The organism is Paenibacillus sp. FSL H7-0737 (assembly GCF_000758545.1).
Classification (GTDB): Bacteria; Bacillota; Bacilli; order Paenibacillales; family Paenibacillaceae; genus Paenibacillus_AQ.
This window is the reverse complement of sequence record NZ_CP009279.1, coordinates 952,003-968,547: the sequence shown is the minus strand read 5'-3', so window position 1 is coordinate 968,547 and position 16,545 is coordinate 952,003. Positions and strand designations below refer to the sequence as shown.

Annotated in this window: 13 protein-coding genes; 6 read left to right on the top strand and 7 right to left on the bottom strand. The window is 44.8% G+C overall.

Features of this window, described 5'->3' with window-relative positions; all coding sequences use genetic code 11:
- Positions 1-50: 50 nt before the first annotated feature.
- The 5 genes from H70737_RS04250 to H70737_RS04230 all read right to left on the bottom strand — a co-directional run bounded on the left by H70737_RS04250 (position 51) and on the right by H70737_RS04230 (position 5,584).
- The gene (locus H70737_RS04250; RefSeq protein WP_042185016.1) at positions 51-938 is read right to left on the bottom strand and encodes a sugar phosphate isomerase/epimerase family protein; all 888 of its coding nucleotides are present in this window, start codon (positions 936-938) and stop codon (positions 51-53) included.
- A 38-nt stretch (positions 939-976) separates the two neighbouring features.
- Positions 977-2,005, bottom strand: coding sequence for a LacI family DNA-binding transcriptional regulator (locus tag H70737_RS04245; RefSeq protein ID WP_197071265.1), 1,029 nt, complete (start codon positions 2,003-2,005; stop codon positions 977-979).
- Between the two features lie 68 nt (positions 2,006-2,073).
- Positions 2,074-3,648 (bottom strand): DUF3502 domain-containing protein, encoded by a 1,575-nt coding sequence (locus tag H70737_RS04240; protein WP_042185012.1) that lies wholly within the window; start codon positions 3,646-3,648, stop codon positions 2,074-2,076.
- A gap of 75 nt (positions 3,649-3,723) precedes the next feature.
- Positions 3,724-4,620 carry a carbohydrate ABC transporter permease gene (locus H70737_RS04235; RefSeq protein WP_197071264.1) on the bottom strand — a complete coding sequence of 299 codons (897 nt, stop codon included), beginning with the start codon at positions 4,618-4,620 and terminating at the stop codon, positions 3,724-3,726.
- A 28-nt stretch (positions 4,621-4,648) separates the two neighbouring features.
- Positions 4,649-5,584 (bottom strand): ABC transporter permease, encoded by a 936-nt coding sequence (locus H70737_RS04230; protein WP_231573385.1) that lies wholly within the window; start codon positions 5,582-5,584, stop codon positions 4,649-4,651.
- A 535-nt stretch (positions 5,585-6,119) separates the two neighbouring features.
- Between H70737_RS04230 and bglX the strand changes: the two genes are divergently transcribed.
- From bglX to H70737_RS04210, 4 genes are all read left to right on the top strand, one after another.
- On the top strand, positions 6,120-8,279 hold the full coding sequence (gene bglX, locus H70737_RS04225) for a beta-glucosidase BglX (RefSeq protein ID WP_042185005.1): 2,160 nt from the start codon (positions 6,120-6,122) through the stop codon (positions 8,277-8,279).
- Between the two features lie 30 nt (positions 8,280-8,309).
- Positions 8,310-9,278: a metallophosphoesterase family protein gene (locus H70737_RS04220; RefSeq protein WP_042185003.1), complete on the top strand. Its 969-nt coding sequence runs from the start codon at positions 8,310-8,312 to the stop codon at positions 9,276-9,278.
- Between the two features lie 193 nt (positions 9,279-9,471).
- Complete coding sequence (locus H70737_RS04215) at positions 9,472-10,224, top strand: 3'-5' exonuclease (protein ID WP_042185002.1); 753 nt, start codon at positions 9,472-9,474, stop codon at positions 10,222-10,224.
- A 127-nt stretch (positions 10,225-10,351) separates the two neighbouring features.
- Entirely contained in the window at positions 10,352-11,128 is a 777-nt protein-coding gene (locus H70737_RS04210; RefSeq protein WP_042185001.1) for a MerR family transcriptional regulator, read from the top strand.
- 74 nt (positions 11,129-11,202) lie between these two features.
- Here H70737_RS04210 and aroD read toward each other — a convergent pair whose 3' ends face one another.
- Positions 11,203-11,967 (bottom strand): type I 3-dehydroquinate dehydratase, encoded by a 765-nt coding sequence (gene aroD, locus H70737_RS04205; protein WP_042184999.1) that lies wholly within the window; start codon positions 11,965-11,967, stop codon positions 11,203-11,205.
- A 45-nt stretch (positions 11,968-12,012) separates the two neighbouring features.
- The gene (rbsK, locus tag H70737_RS04200) at positions 12,013-12,927 is read right to left on the bottom strand and encodes a ribokinase (protein WP_269321840.1); all 915 of its coding nucleotides are present in this window, start codon (positions 12,925-12,927) and stop codon (positions 12,013-12,015) included.
- Between the two features lie 277 nt (positions 12,928-13,204).
- Here rbsK and glgP point away from each other — a divergent pair, with 277 nt between their 5' ends.
- Both glgP and katA read left to right on the top strand, forming a co-directional pair.
- On the top strand, positions 13,205-14,821 hold the full coding sequence (gene glgP / locus H70737_RS04195; protein ID WP_042184997.1) for an alpha-glucan family phosphorylase: 1,617 nt from the start codon (positions 13,205-13,207) through the stop codon (positions 14,819-14,821).
- Positions 14,822-15,071: 250 nt separating this feature from the next.
- On the top strand, positions 15,072-16,529 hold the full coding sequence (katA, locus tag H70737_RS04190) for a catalase KatA (RefSeq protein ID WP_042184995.1): 1,458 nt from the start codon (positions 15,072-15,074) through the stop codon (positions 16,527-16,529).
- Positions 16,530-16,545: the final 16 nt, after the last annotated feature.

The window sequence follows — 16,545 nt, the reverse complement described above, 5'->3', positions numbered from 1 at the left end:
TTCACTGTGGGTTTTGAGGTCATTTTTGGGTTGTTACTATCTGATATCCTTTACACCGGATTAGGGACAAAACTGCCACCTCGGCAATACTTCAAATAATTTAGTGCATGTACTTGTCCAGTCATTTCTAGTTCACCCTGGTAGACAGGATCATGCCAGCCTTCAATATCAATAGTTCCCTTATAGCCGGCTTGGCGCAGAATCGATATGATATCCACCCAGTTCGTATCTCCGAAGCCAGGCGTCCGGTCCCACACATAAGGCTTAGGTCCATGAATTCCGTATTCCTTGACGATATCCCAGGCAATAGTGGCATCTTTACCATGCACATGGAACACCTTGTTCACCCATTTGCGTAGCTGCGGAATCGGATCAATGAGACCTATCAGCTGGTGGCACGGTTCCCATTCCAGACCCAGATTGTCTGCTGGTACAGCATTGAACATTTTCTCCCAGGCTGAAGGATTGTGAGCGATATTCCACTCTCCGGCCTGCCAGTTTCCACCCATAGAGCAATTTTCAAAAGCAATTCTTAAGCCACGATCGGCTGCCCTTTTGGACAATTCACTAAACACCTCTGCAAATCTCGGAATCGACTCGTCAATCGAAGAACCTGGAAGACGTCCGGTGAATCCACCGATAATATCTGTGCCGAATAAATGGGCATGATCAATCAATCGCTCCCAACTGGCGAGTGTGTCAGCATTGTCTCCATCTCCTGAAAGTGGATTGCCATAAATCCCAACAGAAGAGATGATAAAATCATGTTCAGCAGCCAGTTCCCTAAGTCGTGCAGCTGTTTCTACAAGATTGGTTTCACCGGTGGTCTGCCAAAAGTTCAAGTTAAAGGACTCAAACCCATGCTGAACAATTTGCGGAATAACGGCGACGGCCTCCCCGCCACGAACTAGAGTACCTATTCTTAATGTGTCTTGCATTTGGGTTACCACTCCAATGATAGCGTTTATAGTCAGTATTATACCTTAAGTGTTTTGAGCATCTTGCAAGAGCCTCGTTTGAGCAATACCGCATCGTAGACAATATGCTGATGGCCTGATCGTCCAGAAATAAGATCAAACAGGACGCCCACGCTAGATAAGGCCATTTCTGTACCCGGTTGGCTAATCGTATCGAGTGAAGGATGAAAATATTCAGCCATCTCAATTCCGTCAAAGCCAATGATTGAAATATCATCCGGGATAGACAACCCCGCGGTAAGTACAGCTTTGGCAGCACCGATAGCAATCGTGTCAGAAGCCGCAAATATTGCGGTTACTCCCTTATTCCTTTTAAGCAGTCTTCGTGCTGCATCAAATCCCGAGCTAGGACTGTATTCACAATCCTCTACCAGCTGTGGATCATAAGGCAGATTATGTTCTTCCAGTGCTTTTTTGTAGCCCAAATAACGCCGGTTGCCTGTCGTTTCATCCAGTAATGGGGACTTGGCTAGAAAACCAATATTCTCATGCCCTAGTGATATCAAGTAATTGGTGGCCTTATAAGCTTCCTTCAATTCATTAATGGTGACACTGGAAAAAATATCAGGGTCCACCTCTTGTGTGGAGGTGATCGTCGTCAGTACAAAAGGAACCGTCAGCTGCTTGAATTTCTCTTCGGAATGATTGTAGGTTCCGCCCATGAAGATGATCCCGCATAGATTCTTTTCTTTGGTCAGCTGAATCGCCGCATTAATTTCATCCGTTCCATCCTCTACCTGATGAATGAGGAAAGGGTACCCTCGCAGATTAGCCTGCCGCTCGATTTCTTTGATCATATTAGAGAAGAACGGATTCGTAATCCCCTTAACCATAAGTGCAATGTTCTTAGACTCCGTAGTTTTTAGATTTCTCGCATTGGAATTGGGAATGTAATTGTATTCCTTAACAACATTCAGAACCTTTTCCCGTGTAGCCTTGCTCACCAGCCCCTTATTGTTGATGACCCTGGAAACCGTCGAGATGCCCACACCGGAAATCCGCGCGATATCCTTGATATTTACGTCCACTATACTCCCCCACTTATAAGTAAGGGAGCTATATGCTACTATAGCTCCCTTACACCTTTTAACGTTCTTTAGTTCACTGGAACAAATTCAGCCAATTGCTTTTCTACTTCGGCAATAACCTTGTCAATTCCTGCTTTTTTCAGTTGCTCACGGTAATCCGCTACAGCAGCTTTAGGATCTTTGCTTGTTTTACCAAGCATCAATTGAATACCAAGCTGGGAATTTACGTTGGAGATGGAAGCAATTTCTGTAGTTACATTCGATGGATCAAAGCTAAAGCCATTGTATGGATCATCGATAGCGACTTTATCCCACTCTGCAAACAAGGAGTTCCGAATTGGGTTTTCTGTATCCGTAGGAACTACGAATTTGTCGTTACGAAGTGACCAAGCAGCGAAACCTCCGCCGTCCGTTTTTTCGTTGAAGCCTGGAGGCTGCTTTTTAACACCATTTTCCATAACATATTGTTTGCCTTCAATACCGTTTTGGATAAGGTTGTAGTAGCTTTCGTCAGTCATGAACTTCTCGATTACCATCAGAGAGCGCTCTGGATTCTCGGAGCTCGTGCTGATTACAGTCGAGTTGTCAACGCCCATCTTACGTTTGATCTTCTTGTTGGCTTCCGCAAAAGTAAAGAATGCAGTTTCTGCCTCTGGTTGTGCCTTCAAATCTGCACCGTATTGGCCGATCCAGTCCTGAGCATGAGTCAAATAACCTGCGGAGTTTGCTGCTCTGAAGTTATCTTTACTTCCAAGAGTTGCAGACAGCACATCTTTGCCCCAGTACCCTTTATCTGCCCATTCACGCATCTTCACAGCCCAATCTTCGAATTCTTGAGTGTATGCTGGATGGAAGACGGTCTTGTAGTCCTCTGGACTTTTCGTCACAAGATTCAGTTCATTCAAAGATATACCAGGTGCGTTAAGCCACATTCCTGTAGTATCAACGAGCATTCTGAACATATTGGCCGCATCTTCAGACTTACCGTTAATTGGTGGGAAGGACTCATTGGCAACAACATTATCCATGTATTTAACCATATCGTCGAGTGTGGTGATTTTTTCCATGCCATATTTTTTCAGCAAGTCTACACGATAGGCATAACCATTCGGTGTATATTCGCTATAAAGACTCGGAACACCATAGATTTTACCTTTGTATTTAGTATTTTCCCATACACTAGCAGGAATTTCTGCCTTCAGCTTAGGAGCAACTTTATCGAGCATATCGGTAAGGTCTACTAGAGCGCCTTCACTAGCCAATGTGAAATAGGATACTGGTGCTCCAGGAGATGCATGAGACATATCAAACTGCTCACCAGAAGCAAATAGCAACGGATATTTGGTATTGATATCCGGCCAGTCAATATACTTCACTTCAATTGTAGCGTTAAGATCAGCCTTAAGCTTTTTGTTAATCTCAGCAAGAATCGCCTTATTTTGAACGCCTTCACTGCCCCACAGGTAGTAAACCAACTTAGCTTCTTTAGAAGTATCTACTCCTCCTGCATTCGTTGAAGCTTCTGGTGCCTTCGTAGCTGCCGGATCATTACTTGCCTCGTTGTTCTTCGATGAACAGGCTGTCAATGCCCCAGTAAGCATGAGTACAGCAATTAAAGAAGACGCAATTTTTTTACCTTTCATTAGGTAAGCCTCCCTTTTCTTTTCTATTTATGAATTGCATTTATAATAAACGCGCCTTCGAAAAGGAGACGTCCATTAACCCTTTACAGCCCCAACAGTGAGGCCTGTTACGAAATAACGCTGTACAAATGGATAGAGGAGAATAATTGGCCCGGTGGCCAGCACAGCTGTAGCCATCTTGATGGATTGCGTTGGAAGATCAGCCGTATTGATAACTGCCCCCGAATTGATTAGTGTACCGAGATTCGTCTGATTGACCATTCGCTGCAAAAAGTATTGGAGTGGATATTTCGTCGGGGAGTCCATATATAACATCCCGTTGTACCACTCATTCCAAAAGCCTATCGCCGAGAAAAGCCCGATGGTAGCTAAGGAAGGAACCGCCAGCGGAATAAATATCCGCCAATAGATATGGAAGTCGCCAGCACCGTCAATGGTAGCAGATTCATATAAGGAATCCGGAATCGCCTTCATGAAATTACGCATCAGGAAGATCGACCAAGCGCCAACTACAGCCGGTAGAATCATGGCAAATAAGTTATCTTTCATATGCAAGTGCTTGACCATCAGGATATACGTTGGAATCAAGCCACCGCTGAAGAGTGTCGTAAAGTAAATTAGAAAGGAAAAGAAGTTGCGATACTTGAAATCCTTGCGGTTAAGCACGAAGCCAGCCATCGACATCATGAACAGTCCAAGGACCGTACCCACTACGGTTATAAAAATAGTGATCTTATAAGCATTTACCAATTGCGTAGAGTTGTTAAATAACAATTCGTAAGCCTTAAATGAAAATTCCTTAGGCAGCAGCTTGTAGCCTTCACGGACAATTTCCTGCTCGTTCATGAACGATGAGGAGATCATTAGTGCGAAGGGAAATACACAGAACAGTGCAAAGATACTAATGCAGATATAGCTAATCACTTTTATGATAATACTTCCCGAATCCTGTTTGATTTTTTGAGTTTCCATATTCATCACCCCTGTTTCGTGTCTGGTTTTAGAACAATGCGCTGTCTGGCTCGACCTTGCGTACAATAAAGTTAACTACTAGCACCAGAATCAGGCCAAACATGGATTGGTAGAAGCCCACAGCGGCGCCCATAGAGAAGTTGAATTGTCCCACCAGTGAACGGAAGACATAGGTATCGATAATATCCGTCTGCGGATACAGCACCGAGTTCGTACCGATCAGATTATAGAAAAGGTCAAAGGAGCCCTTGAGAATTCCACCCATACCAAACAGTAAAAGCAGAATAAAGGTTGGCTTCAGAATCGGTAAGGTCATATAACGGATCCGCTGCCAGGTAGTGGCTCCGTCCATATAAGCAGCCTCGTACAGATCATGATTAATCCCTGTGATCGTTGCCAGATAGACAATCATTCCATATCCGGTAGCGGCCCAGATCTTGAAGGCTACAATGATATATTTCCATATGCCTGGATCAGAATAAAACTCGTAACGGTCTAGCCCCATTCCGGTTAGCATCGTATTGATGAACCCGGAATTGAAATTGAATATATTGTAGGCAAAAACACCGACGATAACCATAGAGATAAAGTAAGGTAGGAGAATAACGGATTGAGACACTTTCTTGAACCACTTGCCCGAGATCTCCGAAAGCATAATGGCAAACACAATTTGAATAATGTTACCCAGAGCTAGGAAGACGATGTTGTAGAGCAGTGTATTCTTGGTAATATTCCACAGATCGCCATTCTGAACCAGAAATTCGAAGTTTTTCAGACCGATAAAGTTACTTCCGAAAATACCCTTATTGAGCTTGTAATCTACGAATGCGACGTAAGCGCCAGGCATTACCGCATAGTGAAAAATAATGAAGTATAGGATTACAGGCAGCAACATTAGAAAAAGCACTTTGTTCTTAATGACTTCCCGGACAATATTTCCACCCGCAAGCTTAATTCTTGCCAATGAGCCCACCTCCAATTTGAAAGATGCATTTCATCACATGCATAACTTAGCTTCCTTTCTTGTCCCGCAACCAGCTTGAAACTGATTGCTCATCCTTTATGATAAAGCGTATCGGATGATATAGAAACGTTTCCATAATTTCTTTGAAACTCCCTGTACGAAAATCATACTCCCTAGATGTATGCGCTGTCAATTCATTTTATTTTTGTTTTTCTAGTAATAAAAATCACATTTTACAACCTAAATATAATGAATCGGCCGATTTCGCGAAGATAATTGACTTTTTATGGTCTTCGGACTAAGATCGATATGTATCGTTAATGGAAACGTTTCTATCTGTTCTTTCATAGACATGTCAGTCTTATATATGATGTCTGACAATGAACTCCCCGTTCTTATCTATTGCATGTCTCATCCAATTATATTTATCTGCGTGTGCACTGCGGCGAACTCAAATAGCAAGCGCTTTCTTATTGGTATAGCACATCTATTTGTCACAATAACTTTCAATGCGCTCACGAGGAAGGTGTTAACCATGACTAAACTGTTTATCCAAGATCTTGTGAACGATATGACTCTAGAAGAAAAACTGGCCCAATTAACCCAGCTAGGCCCTCACTATTGGGGTTTGGATGATACCGTAGATTTAACCGGTCCATTCAAGGAACTGAACATTAAGCCGCAGGTAATGCAGAACATCGGAAGCGTTCTGAACGGCATTGGAGCCAGGAATGTGATTGATCTACAGACCCGGCATTTGCAAGCCAGCCGTCAGAAAATCCCCTTACTCTTCATGGCGGATGTGATTCATGGTTACAGAACGATCCTACCGATCCCGCTTGCGATAGGTTGTAGCTTTGACATGGAGGCCTGTGAAAGGTTCGCTGAAATTGCAGCCAAGGAGAGCGCAGCTGCCGGTATTCACCTCACTTTCTCGCCTATGACGGATCTTGTACGCGATCCGCGCTGGGGACGAGTGATGGAGACATCCGGTGAGGACCCTTATCTGAATGCTCGTGTAACTGAGAGCATGGTACGGGGCTATCAGGGCAAAGACCTAAAAGAAAAAGGTCGTATCGCTGCCTGTGTGAAGCACTTCGCCGGTTATGGCGCTCCCGAAGGCGGTCGAGAATACAATACGGTGGATATGTCCCTCGGCGTATTACGTGAGTTCTATCTACCAGCCTATAAAGCTGCTGTAGATGCTGGTGTAGCCATGGTGATGGCCGCATTCAATACGATTGATCGTATACCTGCAAGCGGTAATTCCAAACTTCTCCGCGGGATTCTGCGTGAGGAATGGGGCTTCGATGGCGTTACCATCGCCGATTTCAATTCCGTAAATGAACTAATCCCTCATGGCGCTGCCGAAGATGGTCGTGAAGCAGCTGAGAAAAGTCTGGCTGCCGGACTAGATATTGAAATGATGTCCACCCATTATCTAAACCACGGCGCTGCTCTCGTCGAGGAAGGCAAGCTTGATATCTCCTTGATTGATGAAGCCGTTATCCGGGTGCTAGAACTCAAGGACGCTCTCGGCTTGTTTGACAATCCATTCAAGGATGCAGATCCACTAGTAGATGAGGCGCCCACGCCGAGCGCGGAGAATTTACAAGCTGCGAGAGAGCTGGGTGCAAGCTCAGTGGTGCTGCTGAAAAATGACAATAACGCTCTGCCCCTTAAACACGGTATGAAGATTGGATTGGCTGGTCCCTTCGCTACCTCTATTCATGTGCTGGGCGGCTGGTCTGGAACGGAAAAAGACCCGGCCGTATCACTCTACAACGGCATTTCTCAAAAAACATCTGCCGCGGATATTATTACGGCCATGACTGGTGAGCTGGGAAGCATGCTAGAGGGTGTTTTTGATGTGGAGGATGAAATCGAAGAAGCCTTTCAGCGCCTAAAAGATTGCGATGTAATTCTCGCTGCTGTCGGTGAGAATCAGCAGGATACCGGGGAAGGCGGAAGCAAAACCAATCTGCGCTTGTCGACCAATCAGGAGAAGCTGATCTGGCGTCTGAAAGATACCGGCAAAAAGATTGTTACCATTGTATTTAGCGGCCGACCACTGGAACTAAAGCCTGTTCTTGAGGCCAGCGATGCTCTACTGCAAGCCTGGTTTCTGGGAACAGAATCCGGAAATTCATTAGCTGATGTGCTGTTCGGAGATTATAATCCGTCCGCTCGTTTATCTATGAGCTTCCCTTACTCGGTTGGTCAAATTCCTGTTTATTACAATGCCTATCAGACGGGACGTCCCTATGATCCCCTATATCCGAATGTGCGTTATGTAACCCGATATCTGGATTGCCCTAATGACCCTCTTTTCTGTTTTGGCTATGGTCTGAGCTATTCCAGTTTTGATTACAGCAACTTCAATGTTGATGCTAAGGGTCGGATTGTTGCCTCCATTGAGGTGGAGAATACTTCAGACATCACCGGCAAGGAAACCGTTCAACTCTATATCCATGATGTTAGCGCAAGTGTCGTACGCCCGGTCAAGGAACTGAAAGCCTTCCGACAAATTACACTCGCAGCGCATGAGAAACAAGTGGTTTCTTTCGAGATCACTAGAGAAATGCTGATGTTCTACGGAAAAGATGATCAAATGGTCTTCGAACCCGGGGAATTTGATATTATGATTGGTAGAAGCTCCGGAGACCATTTCACCCAGCGGATCTGGATCGGCTAACTATATTAGACAGTAAGGGAGATAACCCCAATGAGACACAGCTTATCATTTCAGCAAGATGGAACCTTGAAAATTGTACAGTTCACTGATCTTCACTGGATGGATGGAAGAGCCGAAGATCAGCGTACCCGGGAACTGATGGAACGTGTTCTAGAAGCAGAACAACCTGATCTTGTGGTCTTCACGGGAGATCTAATTTACACTGCCCCTGTCTCTCCTGGCGAAAAGGCATGTGAAGACCCTGCCCAAGCATTTCGGGATGCTGTCGCTGCTGTAGAAAAAACAGGTACCCCTTGGGCCTTCGTATTTGGTAACCATGATACAGAAACCCTGATTTCCCGCAGTGAATTGATGCAGATAGCATTAGAACATCCCCACTGTCTGGCCGAAGCCGGTCCAGAGGATCTTGAAGGTTCAGGCAATTACACGCTTGAAATAAAAGATCAGGATGGCCAAGCAGCCGCTGTCCTTTATTTTGTTGACTCGGGCAGTTACTCCGAGATGGAGCATATCCCAGGCTACAATTGGATTAACCGGAATCAGATCAACTGGCTAACTGCTGAATCCGCTCGGTTGAATCCTAAAACTGCTGAGAACAGGCTGCCTGCATTGGCTTTCTTCCATATCCCGATTCCGGAATATCGTGAGGTCTGGTCTACACAAGTCTGTCATGGGTATAAGTATGAGCGTGTATGCTCACCTGAGGTTAACTCGGGATTATTCTCGGCTTTGCTTGAAATGGGTGATGTGCTTGGCACCTTCTGCGGACATGACCATATCAATGATTTTACGGGCAGCCTGTATGGCATACGTCTTTCCTATGGCCGTGCTACCGGCTACAATACTTATGGAAAAGAAGGCTTTATGCGGGGCGCACGCGTCATCAGACTGACCCAAGGCACCCAAGACTTCGATACCTGGCTTCGTCTTGAAGACGGATCTGTCCTGCTGGAACAGCCAATTCATCAGCCTGAACCTGCTGCCGGTTCAGAACATTAATCGTCTTACTTTATTGTCTGCAATCTTTTTGCTCATTAATAGTTATAAAAAGAACCCGCATAGTGCTGGTTCTTTTTTATGTTCCAATATTAGCTTGTTCCCATACTCCCCATTACATCGCTTTTTTTGTTAAAATAGAGTAGTCGACGTATTAAGTACTACAGCGTCAGTCATGGAACGGAGGCAAGTACCTGTGGATTATATTATTCTGGACATCGAATTCAACGGCCGTAAGTTTGCCAGCGAGCACCCTATGGAGGTCATTGAGATTGGAGCTGTCCGGTTAGACTCTTCATTGCAGTATAAGGATGAATTTTCTTCCTTGATCAAACCCATATATTTCTCCACCCTTAATTCTTTTATTAAGAAAAAAACCGGTATTCCCCAAGAGGAAATCGATATCGCACCCCGCTTCCCGAAAGTCATCACTGCTTTTAGAGAGTGGCTTGATCTAAGTACAGATGGAGTGTTGCTCCTTACTTGGGGTGGCGAAGACATGAAGCGAATCATTCAGGATGTACGTATGCACAAGATGGACGACTCCTACTGGATGTCTGCAACGTATTTAGATTTACTGAAGGGTGTGCTGCGGGCTCGCGGCCTAAGCAATGATATCAGTGTCGAAGGCGCGATGGCTTTGTTTGAACTTGAACCGTCTGGATCTGCTCACCGTGCGTTGGATGATGCAAAGATGACTTCGGAAATCTTCCGCGCTGTGTTTAAGGATCTGGATTTTGAGCGCTCACAGCATTACGTAGATACTTTTTCTAATGCCAAAGAACGCAAGACGGTCAAAGTCGCCATTAAAGCGATGAACTCACAAAAAATAGTACCTACCTGGGACCTTGTTCTCGAACATTACTTCTCAGACAAAACAACCCTAGCTGATCCTCGGAAATTAGAGGAATTACAAAATTATTTTGCGGCGCAGATGGGTCAAAAATAACTTCAAACATCAGCAAATCATAGTAGCGGCAGTCTTCCCAATGATCTTCAGCGGGTAACTGCCGCTGTTTGGGATACGCTAAAAAAACATTTGACCTTCACGCTACGTAAAGGTGTACATTGAATTTGTGGGAGGTGATACTACGGAATACACAGTACAGAAGCTCGCTGAGCTCGCTGGAATCAGTACGCGAACCCTGCGCTACTACGACGAGTTTGGCATTCTTAAGCCGGCGAGAATCAACTCCTCGGGGTATCGTATCTATGGCCGCACCGAAGTAGATCTACTACAGCAAATTTTATTTTATCGAGAGCTTGGCTTAAGTCTGGAACGTATCAAAGCTATTATGACTGAACCGTCATTCGACGGAGCCAAAGCGCTACGGGAGCATCATGACAAGCTGCTTGAAAAGAGACATCAATTAGATCTATTAATCGCTAACGTCGAACAGACGCTGGCTCACCAAGAAGGGAGAATGACTATGAGTGACGCTGAAAAATTCGAAGGATTCAAGCAAAAACTGGTAGAGGATAACGAGAAGAAATACGGTCAAGAAATACGGGAGAAATATGGGGACAGCACCGTAGAACAATCCAACAAGAAGCTTAAAGGTATGACAGAAGAACAATATGCGGCTATACAGCAGCTTGAGGAGGAAATGTTCGAGACGCTCTTGCAAGCGATGGAGCATGGAGATCCTGCCAGTGTATTGGCGCAAAAAAGTGCTGATCTACACCGCCAGTGGCTCTCCTTCTACTGGGATTCCTATTCCAAAGAGGCACATGCCGGTGTCGCGCAAATGTATGTGGATGATGAACGTTTTACCAAGTACTACGACAAGCATCGCCCTGGACTTGCAGCGTTCCTAAGAGATGCCGTTCACGTATACACGGGAACAAAATAATAAAATAGAAATAGAGCGGCACCGGAAATCCGGTCGCCGCTCTATTTCTATTATCTGAACCTCACTGATAGCTCCTATAGACTGCGATGCAGCAGTGACAGTACATTTCGCAGCTCAACCACAGCTACCTGTCCAGGCGCAGAGGGCTTATGCGCCGCTCCAAAGGTAAGCGCTGAACCGAATATTTCACCGGCTAGACGGCTAATGACCCCAGCTCCCGCCATGGACATTGTAATAATCGGGCGATCTGCATATTGTTCTTTCATCATATAGGTAGCTTCTAGTAAAGTCAGTACGTCCCCCGCATCCTGAGGCATCACCGCAATTTTAGGCAAGTCCCCGCCAAGCTCCTGTGCCTTGCGTAATCGCGAGATGATCTCCTCTTGAGAAGGTGTTCCATGAAAATCATGATTCGAGATAATGACAGACACGTTATGAGTATGAGCAGTCTCGACTAGTAGCTTTACATCCTGTTCCTCATTGAATAATTCAACATCAATTATATCTACTAGACCACTTTCAGCTGCAGCTATATTCAGTGCTATGTAATATTCTGTGCTAACCTGCTTCTCGCCGCCTTCTTTGGCACTCCGAAAAGTAAAAATCAGCGGTAACTCAGGAATTACAGAATGGATTTCTTTTAGTGCTAAATTGACCGCCTCTACGTCTTCAACTTCGTCAAAAAAATCCGTCCGCCACTCCACTAAATCGGGACCAAGCTCTTTTAATGATTCGGCTTCCTGTTTCAGTTCAGACAAGGTAGCTCCAATCAACGGAACACATATTTTAGGGATTCCTTCGCCAATGATCACATTTTTAACGATTACTGTCCTGCTCATTATTTCAGCCCCTTATCCAGTCGTCTGCTATAGATTCTGTATTGTTTATTTTAATGCCGATACATGTTTTAGAAACTGTTCAACCTCTGATAACTGCGGCAGCGATGGGATCGCGCCTTCTTTCCCTACAGCCAGTGCTCCAACAGCATTAGCGAAGCTCACTGCCTCCTCCAACGTTTTGCCTAAGACCAATTGCTGGGCTAATGCCCCATTGAATGAGTCTCCGGCAGCAACCGTGTCTATCGCCTTGACCGGGAATCCAGGAACTGACTTAGCGCCTTCAGCATTAACGATCAGCGCGCCTTTAGATCCCAAGGTTACGATCACATTTTTAACACCTTTTTGCAGCAAAATACGGGCTGCCTGCTCAGCAGTCTCTAAACTATCTACAGTCATTCCAGTCAAAATTCCCGCTTCTGTCTCATTAGGTGTCAGATATGATACTTGACCCAGCATCTCGTCTTTAAGCACTCTAGCTGGTGCTGGATTCAGAATGACCGGAATTCCATGACGATGTGCAATGGCAATAGCATGCTCACTCATCGCCAGTTCCATTTCAAGCTGCATCACAATCATCTCAGCCTGGCTGATTACAGTCTCTAACGCCTGTATATCCTCTGCAAAGAGATCAATATTCGCTCCGGGTACAACGATAATCCGATTCTCTCCATCTTCTTCAATAACGATTGAAGCTACACCTGTTGCCTCCGTTTCACTCACTGAGATATGTTCTATATGAATACCTTCCTGCTTAATAATCTCCAGCATTTCGCTTCCAAAGGTATCTTTTCCGACGCTGCCGATCATACTAACCTCAGCACCCAGACGTGCTGCGGCAACGGCTTGATTCGCTCCTTTTCCACCGGGAGATAGAGCAAATACTTGTCCCATAAGCGTTTCTCCTGCATTCGGTGCCCGGTTCGTACGTACTACCATATCCATATTTAAGCTTCCAATCACAACTATACCCAACTTATACACCACCAATAATTATTTCTTCAATCTCTTTATCTTAGGGTCTTCCCTTCACTTTATCAATCACTTCCGTTGATTTTGCCCCTAATTGGCTATTTTCACCAAATTGACGTTATGCTTTTGTAGATAAAGTGTGCTAGAATGATGGTGCAATCGCTTCCACAACGATTGTTGACTGTTTTTTGAGCAAACGTTTGCATCGTAGATAATGCCAGCAGCTTTACTGCAATTCAATCTAATCCGCGATTAGGAGGCTTATCAAGTGAACGAAAAAAAATTACCATCAGTAGCTTATTTCAGTATGGAGTACGGGTTACATTCCGATTTTAAAATGTATGCCGGAGGGCTTGGAATTCTCGCCGGTGACTACATTAAGGGAGCTAAAGACATCAATGCTCCTATCATCCCTATCGGGCTGAAGTGGAAACAAGGTTATACGGATCAAAAAATTGATGCAAACGGTAATCCATACGACTCCTATCACAATTATGTTTATGATTTTCTTGAAGATACAGGGGTGAAGGTAACTGTAAAAGTCAGAAAGACCGATGTGGTGTGCAAAATATGGAAGACTGATTATTTTGGCAACAGCACGTTGTATTTACTGGATACGGATATCCCCGAGAATAATGATGCATGGATTACTGGACAATTGTACGGCTGGTTCGGTGAGGAACGGATCGCTCAAGAGATCGTACTCGGGATCGGCGGAGTAAAAGCTATGCGTGCTCTGGGCATTCCGATTGATGTCTATCATTTCAATGAAGGCCATGCAGCCTTAGCAGCCATCGAGCTCATTCGTGAGAAGATGTCCGGAGGCAGCACCTTTGAGGAAGCTTGGAAAGCTACTCGGGAAGAGGTTGTGTTCACTACACATACACCGATAAAAGAAGGCAACGAAACCCATCCACTCGACCGCCTAGAGTATATGAGTGCATTCAATAGCTTAACCCGCGACCAGATGGAGCGTATCGGTGGCGAGCCGTTCAACATGACGGTTGCCGGTCTACGACTCTCACGTATTTCTAATGCAGTGGCTCAGCTTCATGCGGATACAGCCAATAAGATGTGGAAAGAGGTTGCCGGAAGATCGGACATCATTGGCATTACTAATGCCATTCATACCCCTACCTGGGTAGATGAAAGAATGACACAAGCCTATGAACAAAATGGCGATTTATGGGCAGTGCATAAAGAAATTAAGGGTGAACTGATTGATTTCATCAAAGAACGGTCCGGCATTAGTCTAAATGCTGACAATCTACTCATTGGCTTCTCACGCAGAGCTGCTCCTTATAAACGCAGTGACCTGATCTTCTCGCAGCCGGAAATTATTGAGCCTTATCTGGAGTCCGGCAAAATACAAATCGTCTTCTCTGGCAAAGCCCATCCACTCGATGATAACGGCAAAAAAATCGTCAGCAATTTAGTGGCGATGATGAAAAAATATCCGAAGAGTGTTGTCTTCTTGGAGAATTACGATATGACTATCGGCGCACAGCTGACACGCGGTTCTGATATTTGGCTCAACAATCCGCGTAGACCACTGGAAGCAAGTGGTACCTCCGGGATGAAGGCAGCCATGAACGGCGTATTGAACTGCTCTATTCTAGATGGCTGGTGGCCGGAAGCCTGTATAGATGGCGAGAATGGCTGGCAGATCGGAGACGGCTTCGAGACTACTGACTTCGAGGTTCTGGATAAGCATGATAGTGATGCGCTATACGACACCCTATTGAATCGAGTACTCCCAACCTATTATGAGAATCGTGAACAGTGGGTACAAATGATGAAGAAGAGTATCAAAACCACTCGCACCGAATTTGCCACCAAAAGAATGCTGGATGAATACTATAACAGAATGTACATTAAAAACTAAGTACAGAAAACGGATATTCCTATATCAAAATAGAACAGCGCACCCTCCAGTGATGGTAGAGGTGCGCTGTTTCTTTTTTAACTCTGCTTAGTAATTAATCACTCTATCTATCATATATATCTGAATGGGACGACGATTACCACATACTGTAATGTGTCAATTATTCAAAAAGTGTTGCATTTTCCCCAAAAAACATTAATATAGAACTTATACTAAATCTAAAATCAAATCTTACGAGGTGATTCTATTAATGAGCTCCAATAATAATAATCTTACGACCAGCTGGGGTGCTCCAGTAGGCGACAATCAAAATTCAATGACAGCCGGTGATCGTGGTCCTACTTTGCTGCAAGATGTCCATCTGCTTGAAAAATTAGCCCACTTTAACAGAGAACGTGTTCCTGAACGTGTCGTTCATGCTAAGGGTGCTGGCGCTCATGGGTATTTTGAGGTCACTCAGGATTTAACTCAATATACAAAAGCTAATTTTTTATCTGAGGTAGGCAAGCGTACCCCAATGTTCATCCGTTTCTCAACGGTAGCTGGGGAGCTAGGTTCTGCTGATACTGTAAGAGACCCACGTGGTTTTGCTGTGAAGTTCTATACCGAAGAAGGAAACTATGATCTCGTAGGTAACAATACACCTGTATTCTTCGTTCGTGATGCAATCAAGTTCCCCGACTTTATTCATACACAGAAGCGTGATCCACAGACACACTTAAAGAACCCTAATGCGGTTTGGGACTTCTGGTCTTTATCGCCGGAATCTCTACATCAGGTTACGATTTTGATGTCAGATCGCGGAATCCCAGCTACGTTGAGACATATGCACGGGTTCGGAAGCCACACCTTCAAATGGGTAAATGCCGAAGGCAATACCGTCTGGGTGAAATATCATTTCAAAACAGAACAAGGCATTAAGAACCTTGCTCCAGATCTTGCCGCCAAAATAGCTGGGGAGAACCCAGATTATCATACAGAAGACTTGTTCAATGCTATTGATAAAGGAGAATTCCCAGCGTGGAAGCTCTACGTGCAGATTATGCCGATCGAAGATGCGAACACTTATCGCTTTGATCCATTCGATGTAACCAAAGTATGGTCGCAAAAAGATTATCCATTAATTGAGGTTGGCCGCATGGTACTGGATCGCAATCCAGAGAATTACTTCGCGGAAGTAGAGCAAGTTACGTTCTCTCCTGGCTCTTTCGTCCCTGGTATTGAAGCTTCTCCTGATAAATTGCTACAGGGTCGACTGTTTGCTTACGGCGATGCTCATCGTCACCGGGTAGGTCCTAACCATAACAGCCTGCCTATCAACCGTCCAAAAGTAGAAGTGAAGAACTATCAACGTGACGGTGGCATGGCACTCGGCAACAATGGCGGATCCGGTGCCTATTATGAGCCTAACAGCTTAGGCGGACCTAAAGAAGCACCACAGTACAAAACATCACCTTTCGAAGTATCTGGAAATGCCGACAGTGTCTCCTATAATAGTGATGACTATTATACACAACCTGGTGACTTGTATCGCCTGATGAGTGAAGAAGAACGTACACGTCTTGTTCAAAATATCGTAGGTGCTATGACACCAGTTGAAAGTAACGATATTAAACTTCGTCAAATTGTTCATTTCTATAAAGCTGATCCAGAACTGGGACAGCGTGTTGCATCCGGTTTAGGATTATCCGTCCCAGACGGAATATAAGACTGTAATTGCACTT

What these genes read in the sequence shown, in the direction of transcription:
- H70737_RS04235 (WP_197071264.1), bottom strand. Translation starts at nt 4,620, where the DNA reads ATGGAAACTCAAAAAATCAAACAGGATTCGGGAAGTATTATCATAAAA.
- H70737_RS04250 (WP_042185016.1), bottom strand. Translation starts at nt 938, where the DNA reads ATGCAAGACACATTAAGAATAGGTACTCTAGTTCGTGGCGGGGAGGCC.
- H70737_RS04240 (WP_042185012.1), bottom strand. Translation starts at nt 3,648, where the DNA reads ATGAAAGGTAAAAAAATTGCGTCTTCTTTAATTGCTGTACTCATGCTT.
- katA (WP_042184995.1), top strand. Translation starts at nt 15,072, where the DNA reads ATGAGCTCCAATAATAATAATCTTACGACCAGCTGGGGTGCTCCAGTA.
- H70737_RS04220 (WP_042185003.1), top strand. Translation starts at nt 8,310, where the DNA reads ATGAGACACAGCTTATCATTTCAGCAAGATGGAACCTTGAAAATTGTA.
- bglX (WP_042185005.1), top strand. Translation starts at nt 6,120, where the DNA reads ATGACTAAACTGTTTATCCAAGATCTTGTGAACGATATGACTCTAGAA.
- aroD (WP_042184999.1), bottom strand. Translation starts at nt 11,967, where the DNA reads ATGAGCAGGACAGTAATCGTTAAAAATGTGATCATTGGCGAAGGAATC.